Origin of the sequence: Pseudomonas lactucae (genome assembly GCF_016937615.1) — a bacterium.
In the GTDB taxonomy this organism is placed as follows: Bacteria; Pseudomonadota; Gammaproteobacteria; order Pseudomonadales; family Pseudomonadaceae; genus Aquipseudomonas; species Aquipseudomonas lactucae.
Map to the genome: position 1 here is coordinate 1 of NZ_JAFHKI010000034.1, position 16,099 is coordinate 16,099.

At 59.8% G+C, this 16,099-nt stretch carries 13 protein-coding genes and 3 pseudogenes; 8 read left to right on the top strand and 8 right to left on the bottom strand.

Annotated elements, in window-relative coordinates; genetic code table 11:
• Positions 1–281: 281 nt before the first annotated feature.
• From JWR98_RS07025 to JWR98_RS07030, 3 genes and pseudogenes are all read right to left on the bottom strand, one after another.
• Positions 282–1,498: pseudogene (locus JWR98_RS07025) on the bottom strand (methyl-accepting chemotaxis protein).
• Between the two features lie 65 nt (positions 1,499–1,563).
• Positions 1,564–1,762, bottom strand: a pseudogene (locus tag JWR98_RS30090) (methyl-accepting chemotaxis protein); the annotation flags it as partial.
• A gap of 96 nt (positions 1,763–1,858) precedes the next feature.
• The gene (locus tag JWR98_RS07030) at positions 1,859–2,665 is read right to left on the bottom strand and encodes a TatD family hydrolase (protein WP_078732211.1); all 807 of its coding nucleotides are present in this window, start codon (positions 2,663–2,665) and stop codon (positions 1,859–1,861) included.
• Between the two features lie 236 nt (positions 2,666–2,901).
• Between JWR98_RS07030 and JWR98_RS07035 the strand changes: the two genes are divergently transcribed.
• From JWR98_RS07035 to JWR98_RS07045, 3 genes are all read left to right on the top strand, one after another.
• Positions 2,902–4,323 (top strand): MltF family protein, encoded by a 1,422-nt coding sequence (locus tag JWR98_RS07035; RefSeq protein ID WP_078732212.1) that lies wholly within the window; start codon positions 2,902–2,904, stop codon positions 4,321–4,323.
• A 102-nt stretch (positions 4,324–4,425) separates the two neighbouring features.
• Positions 4,426–4,860 (top strand): DoxX family protein, encoded by a 435-nt coding sequence (locus tag JWR98_RS07040; protein ID WP_003172694.1) that lies wholly within the window; start codon positions 4,426–4,428, stop codon positions 4,858–4,860.
• A 253-nt stretch (positions 4,861–5,113) separates the two neighbouring features.
• A complete protein-coding gene (locus JWR98_RS07045; RefSeq protein WP_078732213.1) occupies positions 5,114–5,422 on the top strand; it encodes a hypothetical protein in 309 nt (102 codons plus the stop codon).
• A gap of 19 nt (positions 5,423–5,441) precedes the next feature.
• Here the strand turns inward: JWR98_RS07045 and JWR98_RS07050 are convergent, their stop codons facing one another.
• The 3 genes from JWR98_RS07050 to JWR98_RS07060 are packed head-to-tail and all read right to left on the bottom strand — an operon-like array spanning position 5,442 to position 8,851.
• The gene (locus tag JWR98_RS07050) at positions 5,442–7,187 is read right to left on the bottom strand and encodes a Gldg family protein (protein ID WP_078732214.1); all 1,746 of its coding nucleotides are present in this window, start codon (positions 7,185–7,187) and stop codon (positions 5,442–5,444) included.
• A gap of 15 nt (positions 7,188–7,202) precedes the next feature.
• Positions 7,203–7,928, bottom strand: coding sequence for an ABC transporter permease (locus JWR98_RS07055; RefSeq protein ID WP_205489601.1), 726 nt, complete (start codon positions 7,926–7,928; stop codon positions 7,203–7,205).
• On the bottom strand, positions 7,925–8,851 hold the full coding sequence (locus tag JWR98_RS07060; protein ID WP_078732216.1) for an ABC transporter ATP-binding protein: 927 nt from the start codon (positions 8,849–8,851) through the stop codon (positions 7,925–7,927). Before JWR98_RS07060 ends, JWR98_RS07055 begins: the two co-directional genes overlap by 4 nt.
• Before the next feature lie 221 nt (positions 8,852–9,072).
• Here JWR98_RS07060 and JWR98_RS07065 point away from each other — a divergent pair.
• Both JWR98_RS07065 and greB read left to right on the top strand, forming a co-directional pair.
• Positions 9,073–10,061 (top strand): annotated as a pseudogene (locus JWR98_RS07065) (hypothetical protein).
• Between the two features lie 113 nt (positions 10,062–10,174).
• A complete protein-coding gene (gene greB / locus JWR98_RS07070) occupies positions 10,175–10,648 on the top strand; it encodes a transcription elongation factor GreB (RefSeq protein ID WP_003172701.1) in 474 nt (157 codons plus the stop codon).
• A 45-nt stretch (positions 10,649–10,693) separates the two neighbouring features.
• Here the strand turns inward: greB and JWR98_RS07075 are convergent, their stop codons facing one another.
• Both JWR98_RS07075 and JWR98_RS07080 read right to left on the bottom strand, forming a co-directional pair.
• Positions 10,694–13,204, bottom strand: coding sequence for an ABC transporter permease (locus tag JWR98_RS07075; RefSeq protein ID WP_205489603.1), 2,511 nt, complete (start codon positions 13,202–13,204; stop codon positions 10,694–10,696).
• Positions 13,204–13,887, bottom strand: coding sequence for an ABC transporter ATP-binding protein (locus tag JWR98_RS07080; RefSeq protein WP_078732218.1), 684 nt, complete (start codon positions 13,885–13,887; stop codon positions 13,204–13,206). Before JWR98_RS07080 ends, JWR98_RS07075 begins: the two co-directional genes overlap by 1 nt.
• A 10-nt stretch (positions 13,888–13,897) precedes the next feature.
• On the opposite strand from JWR98_RS07080, the gene JWR98_RS07085 reads away from it, so the two are divergent.
• The 3 genes from JWR98_RS07085 (at position 13,898) to JWR98_RS07095 (ending at position 15,928) form a co-directional block, all read left to right on the top strand.
• Positions 13,898–14,503, top strand: coding sequence for an arylesterase (locus tag JWR98_RS07085; protein ID WP_078732219.1), 606 nt, complete (start codon positions 13,898–13,900; stop codon positions 14,501–14,503).
• A gap of 58 nt (positions 14,504–14,561) precedes the next feature.
• Positions 14,562–14,855, top strand: a complete 294-nt coding sequence (locus JWR98_RS07090; protein ID WP_003172705.1) for a hypothetical protein — start codon at positions 14,562–14,564, stop codon at positions 14,853–14,855.
• Positions 14,856–14,959: 104 nt separating this feature from the next.
• Complete coding sequence (locus JWR98_RS07095; protein ID WP_078732220.1) at positions 14,960–15,928, top strand: L,D-transpeptidase family protein; 969 nt, start codon at positions 14,960–14,962, stop codon at positions 15,926–15,928.
• The last annotated feature ends 171 nt before the right edge of the window (positions 15,929–16,099 follow it).

Here is a 16,099-nt window from a genome sequence, read left to right on the forward strand (position 1 = left end):
CGAAAATCACGCAAGACGCCTTCAACGTCCGGCGCCTTGGCATTCATGGGAGACAGGACGAACTTGCCTATGACCGGAATCAAGAGGCGGCCCCACTGAACAGGGCATTTATGGATGGGTGCATCGGCGGTCCCTCGCACTGAATGATCAGGCGAGAGACTTTGGAGAGGTTCGTCGGGTAAAGAAGTCGGCGCTATTCGCCAGGACGGCTAGGAGGTTTCGCCAAAACTTTAGGTAAACGGAAGGTCGATCGTAGGAGTCGGATTACAGGTTAAGCAGTCCTACAGTTTCAACTGGCCAATCGCCTTGCTCAACTCCCCAGCCAGGGTGGCCAGCTCCTTGCTGGTGGTCGCCGAATCCACGGTTTGCTGCACCGTATTTTCGGTCACATCGCGGATGCTCACCACTGCGCGGTTCATCTCTTCGGCCACGTGGCTTTGCTGTTCGGCGGCGACGGCGATCTGGGTATTGCTCTCGCGCATCTGTGCCACTGCGCCGGTTATTTCGGCGAGTGCGACACCGGCTTCCTGGGCCTGCTGCACGCAGTCGTCGGCCTTGAACGAGCTTTCCTGCATGAAGTCCACGGCGTCGCGAGTGCCGGCTTGCAGCGCCGAGACCATGCGGGTGATTTCGTCGGTGGAGCTTTGCACTCGCTTGGCGAGGTTGCGCACTTCGTCGGCGACCACGGCAAAGCCACGGCCCATTTCCCCGGCGCGGGCGCCTCGATGGCGGCGTTGAGGGCGAGCAGGTTGGTCTGTTCGGCAATGCTGTGGATTACACTGACCACACCGTTGATTTTCTGGCTGTCTTCGGCCAGTTTTTGGATCATTTCGGCGGTCTGTTGCACGCCGCTGGACAGACCCGCAATGGAGTGTTGCACGCGGGTCACCACGGTCTGGCCGCTGCCGGCGAGGGTATCGGCGGCCTGGGATAAATCACGGGTGGCGCCGGCGTGCTGGGCGATGTGGTGGACGGTGGTGGTCATCTCGTTGATAGCGGTGGCAGCCTGGTCGGTTTCGCTTTGCTGGCCGAGCATGCCGTGTTGCACCTCGTTCATGCTGCTGGCCAGGCGCGCGGCGCCCTCGTCCAGTTGCCGCGCGGTGCGTGCCACCGTGTTGACCACACGTTGGTAGCCGGCCTGCATGGCATTGAACGCGCTCGCCATCTGGCCGACTTCATCCTTGCACGCCAAGGGCACGCGGGCTGACAGGTCGCCGGTTTTCTCCACGTGCAGCATTACGTCCTTGAGGGTGTTGAGCTGGCTGAGCAGGAAGCGAATCAGTAACTGCGAAGCGCCAAGCATGGCAAGCATCAGGATAAGCACTGCCACCGCGTAGTTGGCGAAGCGCTCACCGAACACCTGGCTCATGCTGGGGGCGAAAGCCAGCACGGCGATGTATTGCCCGTCCGGGCGGGCGATTACATCGGCACCCATCAGCGGGTTTTCGCCGAACAGCGGCATATGGTTGAGTTCGATCCAGCCTGTGGCTGTGCCCAAGGCTGACAGATCTTGATCACCTAGCTGTGGGACTTGGCCGCGCGCAAACGTCAGCCACTGTTCACCTTTGGGCAGCGGCTTGTCGACCGGCCATGCATTCAGCAGCCGCCCCTGGGCCTGCGCGGAGACCTGGGATGCGGTGCTGCGCGCCTGCTGCTCGAGCTGCACGGCGTAGAGCACCAGCAGCAGGGTGGTGATGAAGGCGACCGCATTCACGGCCCAGAATTTGTACTTCAGCGAGATATTGCTAAGCCAGGCACCCATGGAAGGTTTTCTCTGATAGCGGAAACAGCATTGGCAAGGTGCCATTATTGTGCCGCTACTGAGAAAACCGGTTTTGACATGGGTCAATGCGCCGCATCAATCCAGGGCAGGCAGCCCAAAAAATGCGCGGGAGCAGGCGGTGCTGTGTTGGGCCAGGTCTTCTTGGCTTTCATTGCGGTGCAGTGCGACTTCGCGTAGTACTTCGGGCAAATACGCGGGTTCGTTGCGACCGTTTTTCGGTTTGGGACGCAGGGTACGCGGCAGCAGGTAGGGCGCGTCGCTTTCAAGCATCAGACGACCTCGGGGAATTTCTCTGACAAGCGGGTGCAGGTGCGTCCCACGGCGTTCATCGCAGATCCAACCGGTGATGCCGATGTGCAGGTCGAGGTCGAGGTAGCCGAACAGCGCCTGCTGTTCACCGGTAAAGCAATGCACCACCGCCGCAGTGAGGTGGTCGCGGTAGTCTTTGAGGATCTCCAACAGGCGCTGATGGGCGTCGCGTTCGTGCAGGAACACTGGCAGTTTCAGTTCGGCGGCCAATGCCAGGTGCTGTTCCAGGACTTTTTCCTGCTGCGGGCGTGGGGAAAAGTCACGGTTGAAATCCAGCCCGCACTCGCCCACCGCCCGTACGCGGTTGTTGCTGAGCAAATTGCGCAAACGTAGGGCGCTGTCGCCGTTCCAGTCGCTGGCGGAGTGGGGGTGGATGCCGGCGGTGCTGAACAGTCGGTGGCCGCTTTCATCGAGCTTTACGCACAGCTCCAGTGCCTGTTCGCTGCCGTCGACGCTGGTACCGGTGAGCACCAATTGTTGCACGCCGGCTGCGTAGGCGCGGTCGAGAACGGCCTGGTGCTTGTCGTCGAAACTGGGGTTGGTCAGGTTGACGCCGATATCAATGAGTTGCATGGTGCTATCTCCGCCTGCGGCCGGAAAGCATATCAGAGCTGTAGATTTATAAGAAAATCGAAGAACTACAACGAGTTATAGCTGTCTTTGAACGTCGCGACCGACATTGTGGCTGGCCCAACGCCTTGCCCCTGGTCACGGTTGCCCGCAAAGCCTGCGCATAAAGCGCTCTGTTTCTGACCCCCAACGCCGCGTTTTTTGCGAGGGCGTTGGCCAGTTTTCTTTCCGGAGAGCGGATGATCCGACCCTCGGCGTTGCTTATGTTGTGCCTGACATTACTGCTGCCCATGGCAGCGGTCGCGCGTCTGGACGGGCCGCTGGAAGTGACCAAGCCTGGCAAGGTCCGCGACCTGGCAGAGATCCGCGCCAGTCGCACCCTGCGGGTATTGGTCAACCAGAGCCGTAACAGTTCCGGTGAAGTGCAAGGCCAGGCCATCGGTGTTGAGTACCATCGCCTGCGCGCTTTCGAGCAATACCTTAATGCCCGCGCCCGAGATGGTCAGGAAATCAACCTCAAGATCATTCCCAAGGCCAAGGATCAGTTGCTGGGTGCCCTGGCCCGTGGCGAAGGTGATGTGGTCGCGCCCGGCGAATTACTGGATGTGAACGCTGCTCACAGGATCGCTACCAGTGACCCGATTGCCAGCGATGTGCCGCTGTGGCTGGTCGGCGTGAAAGGCGAACGTCGGTTCACCAAGCTGGAGCAACTGTCAGGGCGCACGCTGGCGCTGACCACCGGCAGCGCCGCCGCGGATGCGGTCAGCCAGGTCAATCAGAAGTTGGCGCTGCACAAACAGCCGCCGATCAAGGTGGAATGGGTCGATCCGACGCTAGCGGTCGAAGATGTGCTGGAGATGGTCCAGGCCGGAATTTTTCATCTGACCATTGTAGAAAAGCCCATTGCCGAACGCTGGTCGAAGGTTCTGCCCAAGTTGCGCTTCGACAAACAGGTGGTGATCAATGAGCCGGGCGACGAGTACTGGTTTGTGCGCCAGGATGCCTCAATGCTGCGCGCCAGTATTGATCGATTTCTCAAGACTTATCACACGCCGGCCGACCAGGACGTGGCGTTCCAGCGCATCTACCGCCGACTCTACCAAGTGCGTAATCCTCTGGCGCGTGCCGACCGCCAGCGTCTGGAAAAACTGCGTCCGGTATTACAGAAACACGCCCGTGAGCAGGGCATGGATTGGCTTAACCTGGCGGCATTGGCCTTCAAGGAATCGGCGCTCGATCCAGGCGCGCGCAACAGCGGCGGCCCTACCGGCCTGATGCAGATCACGCCCTCGGCGGCGCAACGGGTGGGCGTCAACAATATCGAGAATCTCGACAGTAACGTTCAGGCGGGGGCGCGTTATCTGGCAATGATCCGTCGCAAGTTTTTCGCCAGCCCCAAACTCAATGAACGCGAGCGCATGGCGTTTGTGCTGGCAGCCTACAACATGGGGCCCGAGCGGGTGCAGGGCATGCGCACCGAGGCCAAGCGCCGAGGGCTCAACCCCAACCAGTGGTTCTTCCAGGTTGAACGCATTGCCATGGAGCAGGTAGGGATGGGCGGCGTCAGCTATGTTAATAGCGTCAACAAGTACTATTTGGCGTTCGATCGGGAGCGGGAGTCATTGGAGCCGCCGACACCTAAGGTGGCTTTGCGTAAATAATCGATTATATCGATATTAATTAGGCATTTTTTCGGCTTTTATCATTGTTTAAACTGATTAATATAGCGGCCAACCAACCCCTACCTTGAAAGGATTTGCACCATGAGCCCATTGATCAAAAGCATTCTGTCCACCCGTGCCGGCTACGGCTTGACCATTCTGCGCATCGTGGTCGGGGTCATTTTTGCTGCCCACGGCTCACAAAAACTCTTCGGCTGGTTTGGCGGCTACGGCCTGGCGGGTACCGCTCAGTGGATGGAGAGCATCGGCCTGGCGCCGGGCACCCTGATGGCGCTGTTGTCGGGCGGCACGGAGTTCTTCGCCGGTTTGGCGCTGATTATCGGTTTGCTGGTACGTCCTGCGGCATTGGGTTTGACCATCTTGTCGGTCGTGGCGATCTTGTCGGTGCATATCCACAACGGTCTGTTCATGGCCAACAACGGTTATGAGTTCGCTTTGGCCCTGCTCGGCGGCTCGCTGGCGGTGCTGCTCGAAGGTGCGGGCAAACTGTCCGCCGACCGTGCCATTGCCCATTGAGGACACTGTAGTGACCGAAAAGGCCCACACCTTGGTGTGGGCCTTTTCGTTGCTTGGGATTCTTGACACCGCCCCACCGGCTTCTCTACGATGCCGCTCATGCGCCGATTTAAACAGCTAATTGCGGGGCGCCACCGGGACTCATTGCAGCCCGACAGAAGCCGGTCCAGACCCGCTTTGAAATTCCGCTAAAGCGCTGGTTCGGTGTTGCCTCTCACCTGCCCGCAGACTTTTGAGGCAGAGACACGACACGATGAATGCACCACGCCCTCTCATACGCCTGGCCCCGATCACCGCGGACCTCACTCAACGCAATCCAAAAATCCTCCTGGGCGGCAAGCACCAGCCGACGCTATTGCGTTACCTGGACGGTTGGCCACGGCGTACCGGGCGACCTTCGGCGTTCCTGATCCAGTTTGTCGAAGACGGCGACTCTCTTGCCCGCTTTGCCAGCAATAGCTTTGACCTCGCGGTTATCCAGGCGCCCAGCGCCAGCGATGCGGCAGCGGTGATCCGCCAACTGACGCGCATTGCACGTCAGGGCTTGATCGCTCGTCGTTAAATTGCCTTTGGTGGGGCTGTCAGTGAAACAGGGTGCTCGCCCGTGAGTAACGACGGCGCTGGCGCAGGTACATGCCCCAGGCGATCAGGCATAACATCAGCGGCATTGTGAAGATCAGCAGCAGTTTTATCGCCAGTTCCAGGCGATGCACCTGGGCGTACGCTTCAACTTTCAAGGCATGCAGCTCGATGGGCAGGCGCAGGCGTTCCTTGTTGAGCGCTTGCAGCTGTGAGCTGGTATCTATCGTCTGGCTCACTACGCCGAGCGTCGACGGGCTCAGCAATTGCCATTCCTGCTCGGTTTGTTGCAGTCTCCGCTCCAGTTCGGCTGCTCCGTCATGATAGGCCCGCGCGGCGTTGTCGCGCATCTCGCTGAGTCTGTTCGGCAACTTCTGCGTCGGTGTGCGGGGCCGGATGCTGGCGAGCGCATCGGGGGCGCTCAGGTTGTCCAGAGTGTTGAGGATAAACAGCGTGTTGCCGTCGTTAGCTGAACCGGCGACTTCATCGGTCAGCATGTCGGTGTCCGCGACCACCACCACCTGAATCTGCGCAGCTTTTTGCAACCCTCCCCGCTGACCCTCGATGCCGTCGGGAAAGATCGAATAAGCCGACCCCTCGATACGGGCCGCGATGACATGGGGTTGCGCTTGGGAGGACGATGCATCGATCAGTGAGCTGAACTCGGTTGCCGAAGCAAAGCGGCCCGTGTCCAGCAATACTGATTGCCTGGAGCTTTGCAGGAGCGGTGTGAGGTGGGTACGACTGTTCTTGAGGGGCAGTAGGGCGCCGCTGCTCGACAGCGTTACCCTGTTCAGCCTCCAGCTGCTGATGTCGTGGGGGTTCATCGCGTCCCGGGGCAGGTTCAATCGGGCGGGATGGAATATCCCGGGCTTTCCCGGATCCGGCGTCACCGAGGACGCGTAGAGGGGGTCGACAAGCAACTTGTCTTCCTGCAACTGCACGCCCCAGGCCGCCAGCAGTTCGTCCAACCTGGCATTGGCTGGCGTGGTGTTTGAGTCTTGCTCGCTGACGGGGTCGATAAACATCATCAACCTTCCGCCCCTCAATACAAATTGTTCAATCCCATACAACGTTTGCTCAGGCAGTGCACGCGGTTGCACGACGATCAGCGTCTGGACGTGTTCGGGCACACGTCCGGTGGCAGCGCCCAGATTGACCAGCGTGAAGTGACGTTGCAGCGCTTTCAGCAGCCCGCTGGCGGACTCGTCCATCGCCAACCCTGACAGCAGCCCCACAACCGCGGGCTTGGGGTGCTGCAGTTTATGGATCAGGTGGCTGATTTCATATTCGAGCAGCGGTTCCCGGTCGAGGCTGAAGGCTTCAATGCGTTGTGCGCCGAGACCTGCGCGGGTACCGATCAAACCCAGGAAACCCGCCTGGTTGTCGAGGCCATAGAGCTGGGCCTTGTAGGCATCTTCCGAAAAAGGGGCGGGGTCGATAAGGTGCAGGTTGAGCATGCCCTTCGCTGCCTTTTCGTACTCGCCAAGCAGGTCTTCGATGTGCTTGCCGTAGCGTTTCAGGGCCTGGCTTCTGTTGGGGGCGTCGTTCGCGTTGAAATAGTACAGATCCACGGGATGCTCCAATGACGCAAGTAACTGGCGTGCCGGAGACGAGGGGGTATGGGTTTGCTGTTGGGAGACATCCCAGCGGATATCGGGAAGTTTGCCTAGCCAAACCAGGTTGAATGCCAGGAACAGTAACAACAGGACAGCGAGTGTCATGCCGGTGCGCAGAGTGGAACGCATGGAGGGCTTTCCTTCTCAGCGGTTTTTGTGATTAAGAGTGACTGTTGTTGCGGTGAGAAAGGTAAGGATAATGCTGATGAAGTAAGCAGTGTCGTGAAGCGTTAGTTTGCCGCTGTCGAACATGCTGAAGCGTGAATGTGGGTTAAGCGTGGCCAAACTATCAACAATCCAGATCGGTGCCTGATGCTCAAGAGCGTCTACCACCGAAGATAAACCGGAGGCAATCAATAACAAGCTTAATGTCAATATGAACACCACCGTACGCTGGCGCGTAAAGGTGCACACAAAACACCCGACAGACAAATAGCTTCCCGACAGGAGCCAACTTGCCAGCAATTGCGAGGCTATGACGCTGTTATCCGCAGTGCCGACGAAGTTGGCAAAAATGACCAGCGGAAACGTTAATATCAGAGCCCAACCCGCCACCACCCAAGCGGCGAGAAACTTGCCGATTGCAAGTTCAGCCCCCGTGATGGGAAGTGTTTTCATCAGGTCACGAAAACCGGCATGGGATTCGTCCGACCAAAGTTGCGTCGCCAGGGCCGGCATCAGCAGCAGATAGAGCCAGGGGTGTAACTGGAAGAACAGGCGCAAATCGTGGATGTCCTGCTCCAGCCATCGGCTGGCGTACAGCCCCAAGGCCACGGTCAGGGCTAGAAATATGGCGACACTCACGTAGGTGGCAGGTGACCCGGCATAGCAAGCGAGTTGGCGCTTGAAGATGGTGGACAGCAGTCTCAAGGGAGAACCTCCTGGCTCAAGTGCCGAACCACATCGTTCACGCGACCGGGCTCCAGGCTCAATGTGTTGATTTTCCAACCTCGGTTGGCGATGAGGGAATGAACGTGTGAGTAGATAGCGTGCCCCGGCATGGCAAGTACGGTCACCGTGCCAGGGGTGTGTCGATGTTCTTCGATGCCGGCGACACCCGGCAGTACGGCAAGGGCCAGCAGGTCGAGCGGCGCATCGGCGGTGAGCGTGACTGCCTGGAAATGGCGGGAGTCACGCTGTAGGTCGGGCAGTGAGGCATCGGCGACCAGGCGTCCGCCTGCAATAACCAGCGCCCGTGTGCAGAGTTCGGACAACTCATCGCTGTTACGGGAGGCGATGATCACCAACATGTCTTGGGTCAGGGACTGAATGAGTTGCCTGAACGGGTGCTTTTGATCCGGCGCGAGCCCTTCGGTCGGCTCGTTCAGTAACAACAAGGCGGGCTTATGCACAATGGCCTGCGCAATCGCGACTCTGCGCTTCAGACCGGTGCAGAGGGCGTCGAGGGGAGCGTTGAGAACCGGTAGCAGCTCCAGGCGGGTGGCGGCGTGCTCCACACGATTGCGTTTTTCTGCACCGTTGAGCCCGCGAAGGGCGGCGATGTAATAAAGGAACTCTCTTACATACATCGTTGGATGAACGAGTGTGCCGTCAAGTTGGTAACCGACCAGACGTTTGGCTTTAAGCGTCTGGGTTTGAGTGTTGAGGCCCTGAATATTGATATGTCCACTGGAGGGTGCTGTCGAGGCCGATATCAAATCCAGCAAGGTGGTCTTGGCTTTACCGTCCTCTCCAAAGAGTCCTAGGCATTCCTGTTGTTTGGCGCTGAATGAAAAACCACTGATTATATTTTTCTTGTCCAAGTGTTTTGTCAGGTTGCTTATTTCGATCATTTTTTTACCGAATAAGTTTGGCAGGACAGAGAGGGCTGAGGTTGAAAAGGGTACGGTTAATGATCATGTTTGGGAACGACGATCACTACTTATAAGACAAGTCCTACGTGCGTTCCCGGTGAGTCACTGAAACAATTGGTGTGTGTTTTGAATGCCTGAATACTGAATGTTTAATTGATGTCTATATAAACCTCCTTCCTTTTAATAAGGTCATGATTGACATGATGCTGCTACGTACCCTTGTTCTTGAACGCAACGGTCAGGATGCGCCGGTCAACGGCGCTCTGCTCTGCGGGTTTGCCGTAGGCCAGATCGCCTCCAATTTTCTGGTTTATAGCCTGGACGAGGAGGTTGAGCCGGGGAGCTCCAGGGTATATATCGCGGCCTTGCGCAAAAAGCTCGAACGCTATTTTCTGAGCGGGATTGAATCCAAGGAAGACCTGCAGATCGCCATGCACGTGTTCAAGCAAATCCTGATGCTGGCCAGCACGCCGGGCGCCAAGGCGGGCGGTGTCACCGAAACCCAGGTGCCTTACTATTTTGTCGATCTCAAAGGCTGCAAGTTGCCGCCTGCCAGGCCCGAAGATCATCACTCGGTCAACATCAAGAAGGCGCTGGTGATGAAAGTGATCACGTTGGGAATATCAGCCCCTACGCTACCTGCGATCGAAAGCGCTTCGTTGATCGTGCCGTCCATTCGGTTTTCATCGCAAATGATCTCGCCACCCAGAAGTGCGAGCCCCGCTGAACCTGCCCGGCAACCTGAGCACGAACAATCGATTGAAGAAAGCCGACAGGCTACTGTTGAAACACCGGTGGCCCAGGTGTCGGTCGCGCTGCTGATTTGCAGGAGCCTGGCCTGCCATCGAAGCCTCAACTACCGGCGCCGACCGAGCACGACGCCTTGCCCGAAGTGGACAGTACGCTGACCAACCTGGCGCGCGTCGCCCAGGAACTGACGCAACAAAAACATGCCGCACTTGAACGTGAGGCCACGCTGGAGCAGTGGCAGGTTCGGCTACTGCGCGAGCAGAACCAGATGGACGACAAGGCGCGAACCTTGGAGCAGCGCTGTGCGCAGTTGCATGATCAGGCGCAGGCGTTCAACCAGAAGGCCGATGCGTTGAACCTGATGAAGTCGCAATTGGCGCAGTTGCGCCAGAATCTGCAAGGAATGCTGCACGCGTTGGACCAGGTACTGGAGGGTTGAAGCTGAACGGGTCTGGCTACTTTCCCGGGTTCATTTATCATCACTGCCAGCCCGTCGGCGCCAGGGCTCGGAACCTGGCGTCTCGTCATCACATCGCCTGGGGATGCAAGCGTTTGAGTACCAAGCTGATAACCAAAGAAGGTCATGAGGCGCTGAAAAAAGAGCTGGATTACCTGTGGCGCGAAAAGCGTCCAGACACCACGCGCAAAGTAACGTGGGCGGCTTCGCTTGGGGATCGCAGCGAAAACGCCGACTACCAGTACAACAAGAAGCTGCTGCGCGAAATCGACCGTCGCGTGCGCTACCTGCGCAAGCGTCTGGAAGACATGCGCGTTGTGGAGTACATGCCCGAACAGGAAGGCAAGGTGTTCTTCGGTGCCTGGGTGGATATCGAAAACGAGAAGGGCGAAACCAAGCGTTTTCGCATCGTTGGCTACGACGAAATTTATGATCGAATGGACTACATCTCCATCGATTCACCGATGGCCCGTGCGCTGTTACGCAAGGAGGTCGACGATGAAGCCATCGTGCAAACTCCCAATGGCGAAGTGTGTTGGTGGATCACCGGTATCGAGTACGTAAAGTAACACGCCGTGGCTCGCACGCTGTGAGGCATGCGTGCTGTCGGTCGATCAGCCTTCGCGCAAAACGGTCAATGGGCTGGCGTTCAGTGCGCGACGCGTACCGAATACCCCGGCGCCCCCGATCAACACCGCGCCTATGACCGGCAGCAGTAACAACCACGGGTGCGGTTGCCAGGTCAGGTCGAAGGCATAGCGGTACAGCACCCACGTCACCAGCTCGGTGCCCAGCGCCGCCAACAGCCCGCTGACCGCACCCAGCAAGCCGAATTCGATGCGTCGGGCCTTGACCAGCAACCTGCGTTCAGCACCCAGTGCACGCAGCAGCGCACCCTGGCGGATACGTTCATCCAGGGTGGCCTGAAGGCCGGAGAACAGCACCGCCATCCCTGCCGCGAGCACAAACAAGAGCACGTACTCCACTGCCAGGGTCACTTGGGCGAGGATGCTGCGCAACTGCTCCAACAGGGCTTCGACCTGCAGGATGGTCACGGCCGGGAACGCCCGTGACAAGTCGACGATCTGCGAGTCATGGCCGGGTGCCAGGTAGAAGCTGGTCAGGTAAGTGGCTGGCAGATCCTTCAAGGTGCCCGGCTGGAAAATCATGAAGAAGTTGGGCTGGAAGTTATCCCAATTGATGGTGCGAAGGCTGGTCACCCGCGCTTCGCGATTTTCCCCGGCGATAGTGAATACCAGGTGATCGTTGAGCTTGAGTTTGAGGCTTTCGGCAACCTTGGCCTCTACAGAGACGCCGGGGATGCCATCGCCGGGTTGCTGCGACCACCACGAACCTGCGGTGAGCGCATTGCCCGGTGGCAGGTCGGCGGCCCACGTCAGGCTCAAGTCGCGCTGTACCGCACGGTCACCGCTGGAGTCCTTGCTGACAATCTCCTGTACCGGCGCGCCGTTGATGCTGATTAGTCGCCCCGGCACCACCGGGTACAGCGGCGCCGATTGCGCCTGTACTTCCAGCAGGCGCGCCCCAAAGGCGTCCCTGTCGGCCGGCAGGATGTTCAGCGCGAAATAGTTGGGGGCGTCCTTGGGCAGCTGGTTTTGCCAGGTGTCCAGTAATTCGCCACGCAGCAGGGCGATCAAGCCCATGGACAACAGGATCAAGCCGAACGCCAGGGATTGGCCGGCCGCCGCCAGTGGATGGCGCAGCAACTGGCCCAGGCCCAGGCGCCAGGGCAGTGAGGCCCGGGCGAGCAAGCGTCGCAGACTCTGCAGCAACAGCAGCAGCAAGCCACCCAGGACCAGTGCCGCCACGACGCCACCGCCCAACAGGGCAAAGGTCAGCACCAGGTCAAGGCTCAGGCGCCACATGATCAGGCCTAGGGCGAACAGGGCTGCGCCGTAGACCATCCAGGTGCTGGAAGGAATGGGCAGCAGATCGCGACGCAACACCCGCAACGGCGGTACGCGGCCCAGTGCAGCCAATGGCGGCAGGGCGAAGCCGGCGAGGGCGACCAGCCCGGTGCCGATTCCGGCAACGGCGGGTAACAGCCCGCCGGGCGGCACGTCGGCCGGCAGCAGGTCGTGCAGAAAGTAGAACAGGCCAAACTGCGCCAGCCAGCCGAGCGCTACGCCGGCCAGGCTCGCCAGCAGGCCCAGGACCGTCAGTTGCAGGCTGAACAACAGCATGGCTTCGCGTCGCGACAACCCCAGGCAGCGCAACAGCGCACTGGCATCGAAACGTCGCGTGGCAAAGCGGTTGGCCGACAAGGCCACGGCCACACCGGCCAGTAACACGGCTACCAGGCTCGCCATGTTCAGGTAGCGCTCGGCCTTGCCCAGGGCCCCGCCGATCTGCTGGTTACCGTCTCTTGAGTCTTGCAGGCGTTGATTGGCGGCCAGGCCCGGCTTGATCAGGTCGCGATAGGTCTGCAGCGCGGTACTGCCTTGTGGTCCACGCCACAGCTCGCGATAACTGACGCGGCTGCCGGGTTGGACCACGCCGGTGGCGTCAAGGTCGGCCAGGTTGATCATGACCCGGGGCGTGAGGCTGTAGAAGTTGCCGGCGCGGTCCGGTTCATAGGTGAGCACGCGGGCCAGGCGCAGGGTCTTCATGCCTACATCGATGCTGTCGCCGACTTTGAGGTCCAGCGCTGTCAGCAGGCGCGCTTCCACCCACGCTTCACCGGGTTTCGGTGCGCCGCCCGGGGTTTGCTCGGCGAAGGGCGCGGCGGCGCTTTTGAGTTCGCCGCGCAACGGATATTGCTCGCTGACCGCTTTGACACTGGAGAGCTGGATGCCGTTGTCGGTGGCGATGACGCTGGAGAACTCCACCACGCGGGCATGGTCCAGGCCCAGTTCGGTGCCGGAGCGGATTTGCTCCGGGCGGGCCGGCGAGCTGCCTTCGAGCACCAGATCGGCACCCAGGAATTCGGTGGCGCGCAACAGCATGGCGCCGTTGAGACGCGCACCGAAGTAGCCGATGGCGGTACTGGCGGCCACAGCCACTAACAAGGCAAAGAACAACACGCGCAATTCGCCGGCGCGGGCATCGCGCAGTAATTGGCGCATGGCCAGGCTGAACAGGCGCAACAGCGGCAAACGTGCCATCAAGGCTCCAGGGGCGCGACCATCAGGCCGGCTTCAAGGCGGATCAGGCGCCGGCAACGGTGGGCCAGGCGCTCGTCATGGGTGACCAGCACCAGGGTCGTGCCGTTCTCTTTATTGAGTTCGAACAGCAAGTCACTGATGCGCTCGCCGGTATGGCTGTCGAGGTTGCCGGTGGGTTCGTCGGCAAACAGCACGTCCGGCTCGGCGGCAAAGGCGCGGGCAATCGCCACGCGTTGCTGTTCGCCACCAGAGAGTTGGCGCGGCGAGTGGGTCAGGCGTTGGCCCAGGCCTACGCGTTCCAGCAGGTGTCTGGCGCGCTCGCGGGCATCTTTGCGGCCGTCCAGTTCCAGCGGCAGCATCACATTTTCCAGTGCATTGAGGCTGTCGAGCAGTTGGAACGACTGGAACACGAAGCCTACGTGTTCGGCGCGGATGCGCGCCCGTTGGTCTTCGTCGAGGCTGCTGAGCGCCTGGCCGGCGAGGGTGACTTCGCCGCTGCTGGGCAGGTCGAGGCCGGCCAGCAGGCCCAGGAGGGTGGACTTGCCGGAACCGGAGCTGCCGACGATAGCCAGGCTGTCGCCCTTGTTCAGTTCCAGGCTCAGTTCGTGCAGGATAGTCAGTTCACCTTCCGCGCTGGGAACCACTTTGCTGAGGTTTCGCGCGGTGAGAATGCTTGCGCCCATGGAGAATCCGATGCGAATGTGGTTTTTGAGTGCTGGCCTGGCCTTGTTGTGCGTGGCCCAGAGCGCAGCGGCGGGTACGATCCTGATCGTCGGCGATAGTATCAGTGCCGGTTTCGGCCTGGATACCCGCAAAGGATGGGTTGCATTGCTGGAACAACGCCTCAAGAAGGAAGGTTTCGACGATAAGGTGGTCAACGCCTCCATCAGTGGCGATACCAGTGCCGGAGGCCTCGCGCGGCTGCCGGCGGCGCTTGCGGAGCATAAGCCGGACGTGGTGGTTATCGAGCTTGGGGGCAATGATGGCTTGCGCGGGCAGCCGCCGGCGCAATTGCAACAAAATCTTGCATCGATGATTGATCAGTCCAGGGCCGGCGGCGCCAAGGTGCTGTTGTTGGGGATGCAGTTGCCACCTAATTACGGTCCGCGATACACCAAGGCCTTTGCCGACGTCTTTGGCACATTGGCCAAGGAAAAAAATATCCCGCTGGTACCGTTTTTCCTTGAAGGTATCGGCGGCCATCCGGAGTTGATGCAGGCTGACCAACTGCACCCGGCGGTCGCCGCCCAGGGCAAGTTGCTGGAAAATGTCTGGCCAACGCTCAAACCGCTGTTATGACGCTTTTCTACCGGCAGGCTTTCGGCTAAGGTGGCGCCCCCCTGATCTGGAGCCCCCGATGTCGCGTCCTGCCTGGTCCCTGTTTAATTACCAACTGATCGAACCGGACGAGCAGCTGGATCTGTTCGCCTGCCAGGAAGTGCGGGTACATCTGGTCACGCGTCAATTGGAGCTGGGGGGCTCTATCGATCGCACGCTGTGCGGCACTTTATTGCCGGCGCAACCACGCTGGTCGCTGGTTGATCGATCGATTTTTCAGGACCAGCGCCTGTGCCCCTTATGCCGGGCCATTCTTGAGTCCCAGAAGCGTGGCACGCCGCCGATCTGGCCGGAGTTGCGTTTCGAACTCTAGATGCAGCTGCAAGCTCCTAGCTATAAGCTGTAAGCTAGCGGCTGAAAGCTTGCAGCTCGTGGCTCGCTTTTAACCTACCCGTCGTTCTGCGAAGGATTTTCCGGATGTTGTCGCGCCTTTCCGTCGTCACCTGCTGCCTGTCTCTCGCTGCACTCTGTGCGTCCGGTTCTGCGTCCGCGTTGCAGTTGCCTTTGCCACCACCCGGTGAGGACATCGTCGGCCAGGTCCAGGTGATCAAGGCCAAGTACGAAGACACCTTCGCCGACCTGGGCACGACCTACGATCTGGGCTATTCGGAGATGGTTGCGGCCAACCCCGGTGTCGATGCCTGGTTGCCGGGGGCGGGCACCGAAATCGTCTTGCCGACGCGCTTCATCCTGCCACCGGGACCTCGTGAAGGCATCGTAATCAACCTGGCGGAGTACCGGCTCTATTACTTCCCCAAGGGCCAGAACGTGGTCTACACCTTCCCGCTGGGGATTGGTCGCGAGGGCTGGGGCTCGCCGATTGCCCATACCAGCATCATCGCCAAGACACCGAACCCGACCTGGACGCCACCGGCTTCCATCAAGGCCGAACACGCCGCCAACGGTGACCCGTTACCCAACGTGGTACCGGCCGGCCCGGACAACCCCCTGGGCCCGTTCAAGTTCACCCTGGGTACACCGGGTTACCTGATCCACGGTTCCAACATGAAGTTCGGCATCGGCACGCGCACCAGTCATGGTTGCTTCCGCATGTTCAACAACAACGTGCTGGAGATGGCCGGTATGGTGCCGGTGGGCACCTCGGTGCGCATCATCAATGATGCCTACAAGTTCGGCAGCAGCGGCGGTAAGGTCTATCTCGAAGCCCATACGCCGTTGAACGACGATGGCACGCCGTCGGTGGTCGACAAGCACACGGCAGTGATCAACGCGCTGCTCAAGCGTGAAGACTTGGCCAATAACCTGCGGGTCAATTGGGATCAGGTACGTGATGTGGTAGCGGCGGAAGAGGGGTTGCCCACCGAAATCGGCGTGCCCGGCGCTGCGCCGATCGCCTCCAGCGCGCCGATCGATCTGCAACAATAAGCCCGAGCGAAGCATGTGAGAGGGGATTAGCTCCCTATAGCGGTCGGTCACTATCTGATGTGCTGGCGGTTACCCCGTTATCGGGAGCAAGTCGAATCGCCACAACGTCCCTCGCGCATTCAGGCAAAAAAAAGCCGATCCATAAATGGATCGGCTTGATAACAACCCCGA

What these genes read in the sequence shown, in the direction of transcription:
- JWR98_RS07095 (WP_078732220.1), top strand. Translation starts at nt 14,960, where the DNA reads ATGTTGTCGCGCCTTTCCGTCGTCACCTGCTGCCTGTCTCTCGCTGCA.
- JWR98_RS07080 (WP_078732218.1), bottom strand. Translation starts at nt 13,887, where the DNA reads ATGGGCGCAAGCATTCTCACCGCGCGAAACCTCAGCAAAGTGGTTCCC.
- JWR98_RS07060 (WP_078732216.1), bottom strand. Translation starts at nt 8,851, where the DNA reads ATGATCGAAATAAGCAACCTGACAAAACACTTGGACAAGAAAAATATA.
- JWR98_RS07045 (WP_078732213.1), top strand. Translation starts at nt 5,114, where the DNA reads ATGAATGCACCACGCCCTCTCATACGCCTGGCCCCGATCACCGCGGAC.
- JWR98_RS07040 (WP_003172694.1), top strand. Translation starts at nt 4,426, where the DNA reads ATGAGCCCATTGATCAAAAGCATTCTGTCCACCCGTGCCGGCTACGGC.
- JWR98_RS07090 (WP_003172705.1), top strand. Translation starts at nt 14,562, where the DNA reads ATGTCGCGTCCTGCCTGGTCCCTGTTTAATTACCAACTGATCGAACCG.
- JWR98_RS07085 (WP_078732219.1), top strand. Translation starts at nt 13,898, where the DNA reads ATGCGAATGTGGTTTTTGAGTGCTGGCCTGGCCTTGTTGTGCGTGGCC.
- JWR98_RS07075 (WP_205489603.1), bottom strand. Translation starts at nt 13,204, where the DNA reads ATGGCACGTTTGCCGCTGTTGCGCCTGTTCAGCCTGGCCATGCGCCAA.
- JWR98_RS07035 (WP_078732212.1), top strand. Translation starts at nt 2,902, where the DNA reads ATGATCCGACCCTCGGCGTTGCTTATGTTGTGCCTGACATTACTGCTG.
- JWR98_RS07050 (WP_078732214.1), bottom strand. Translation starts at nt 7,187, where the DNA reads ATGCGTTCCACTCTGCGCACCGGCATGACACTCGCTGTCCTGTTGTTA.
- JWR98_RS07030 (WP_078732211.1), bottom strand. Translation starts at nt 2,665, where the DNA reads ATGCAACTCATTGATATCGGCGTCAACCTGACCAACCCCAGTTTCGAC.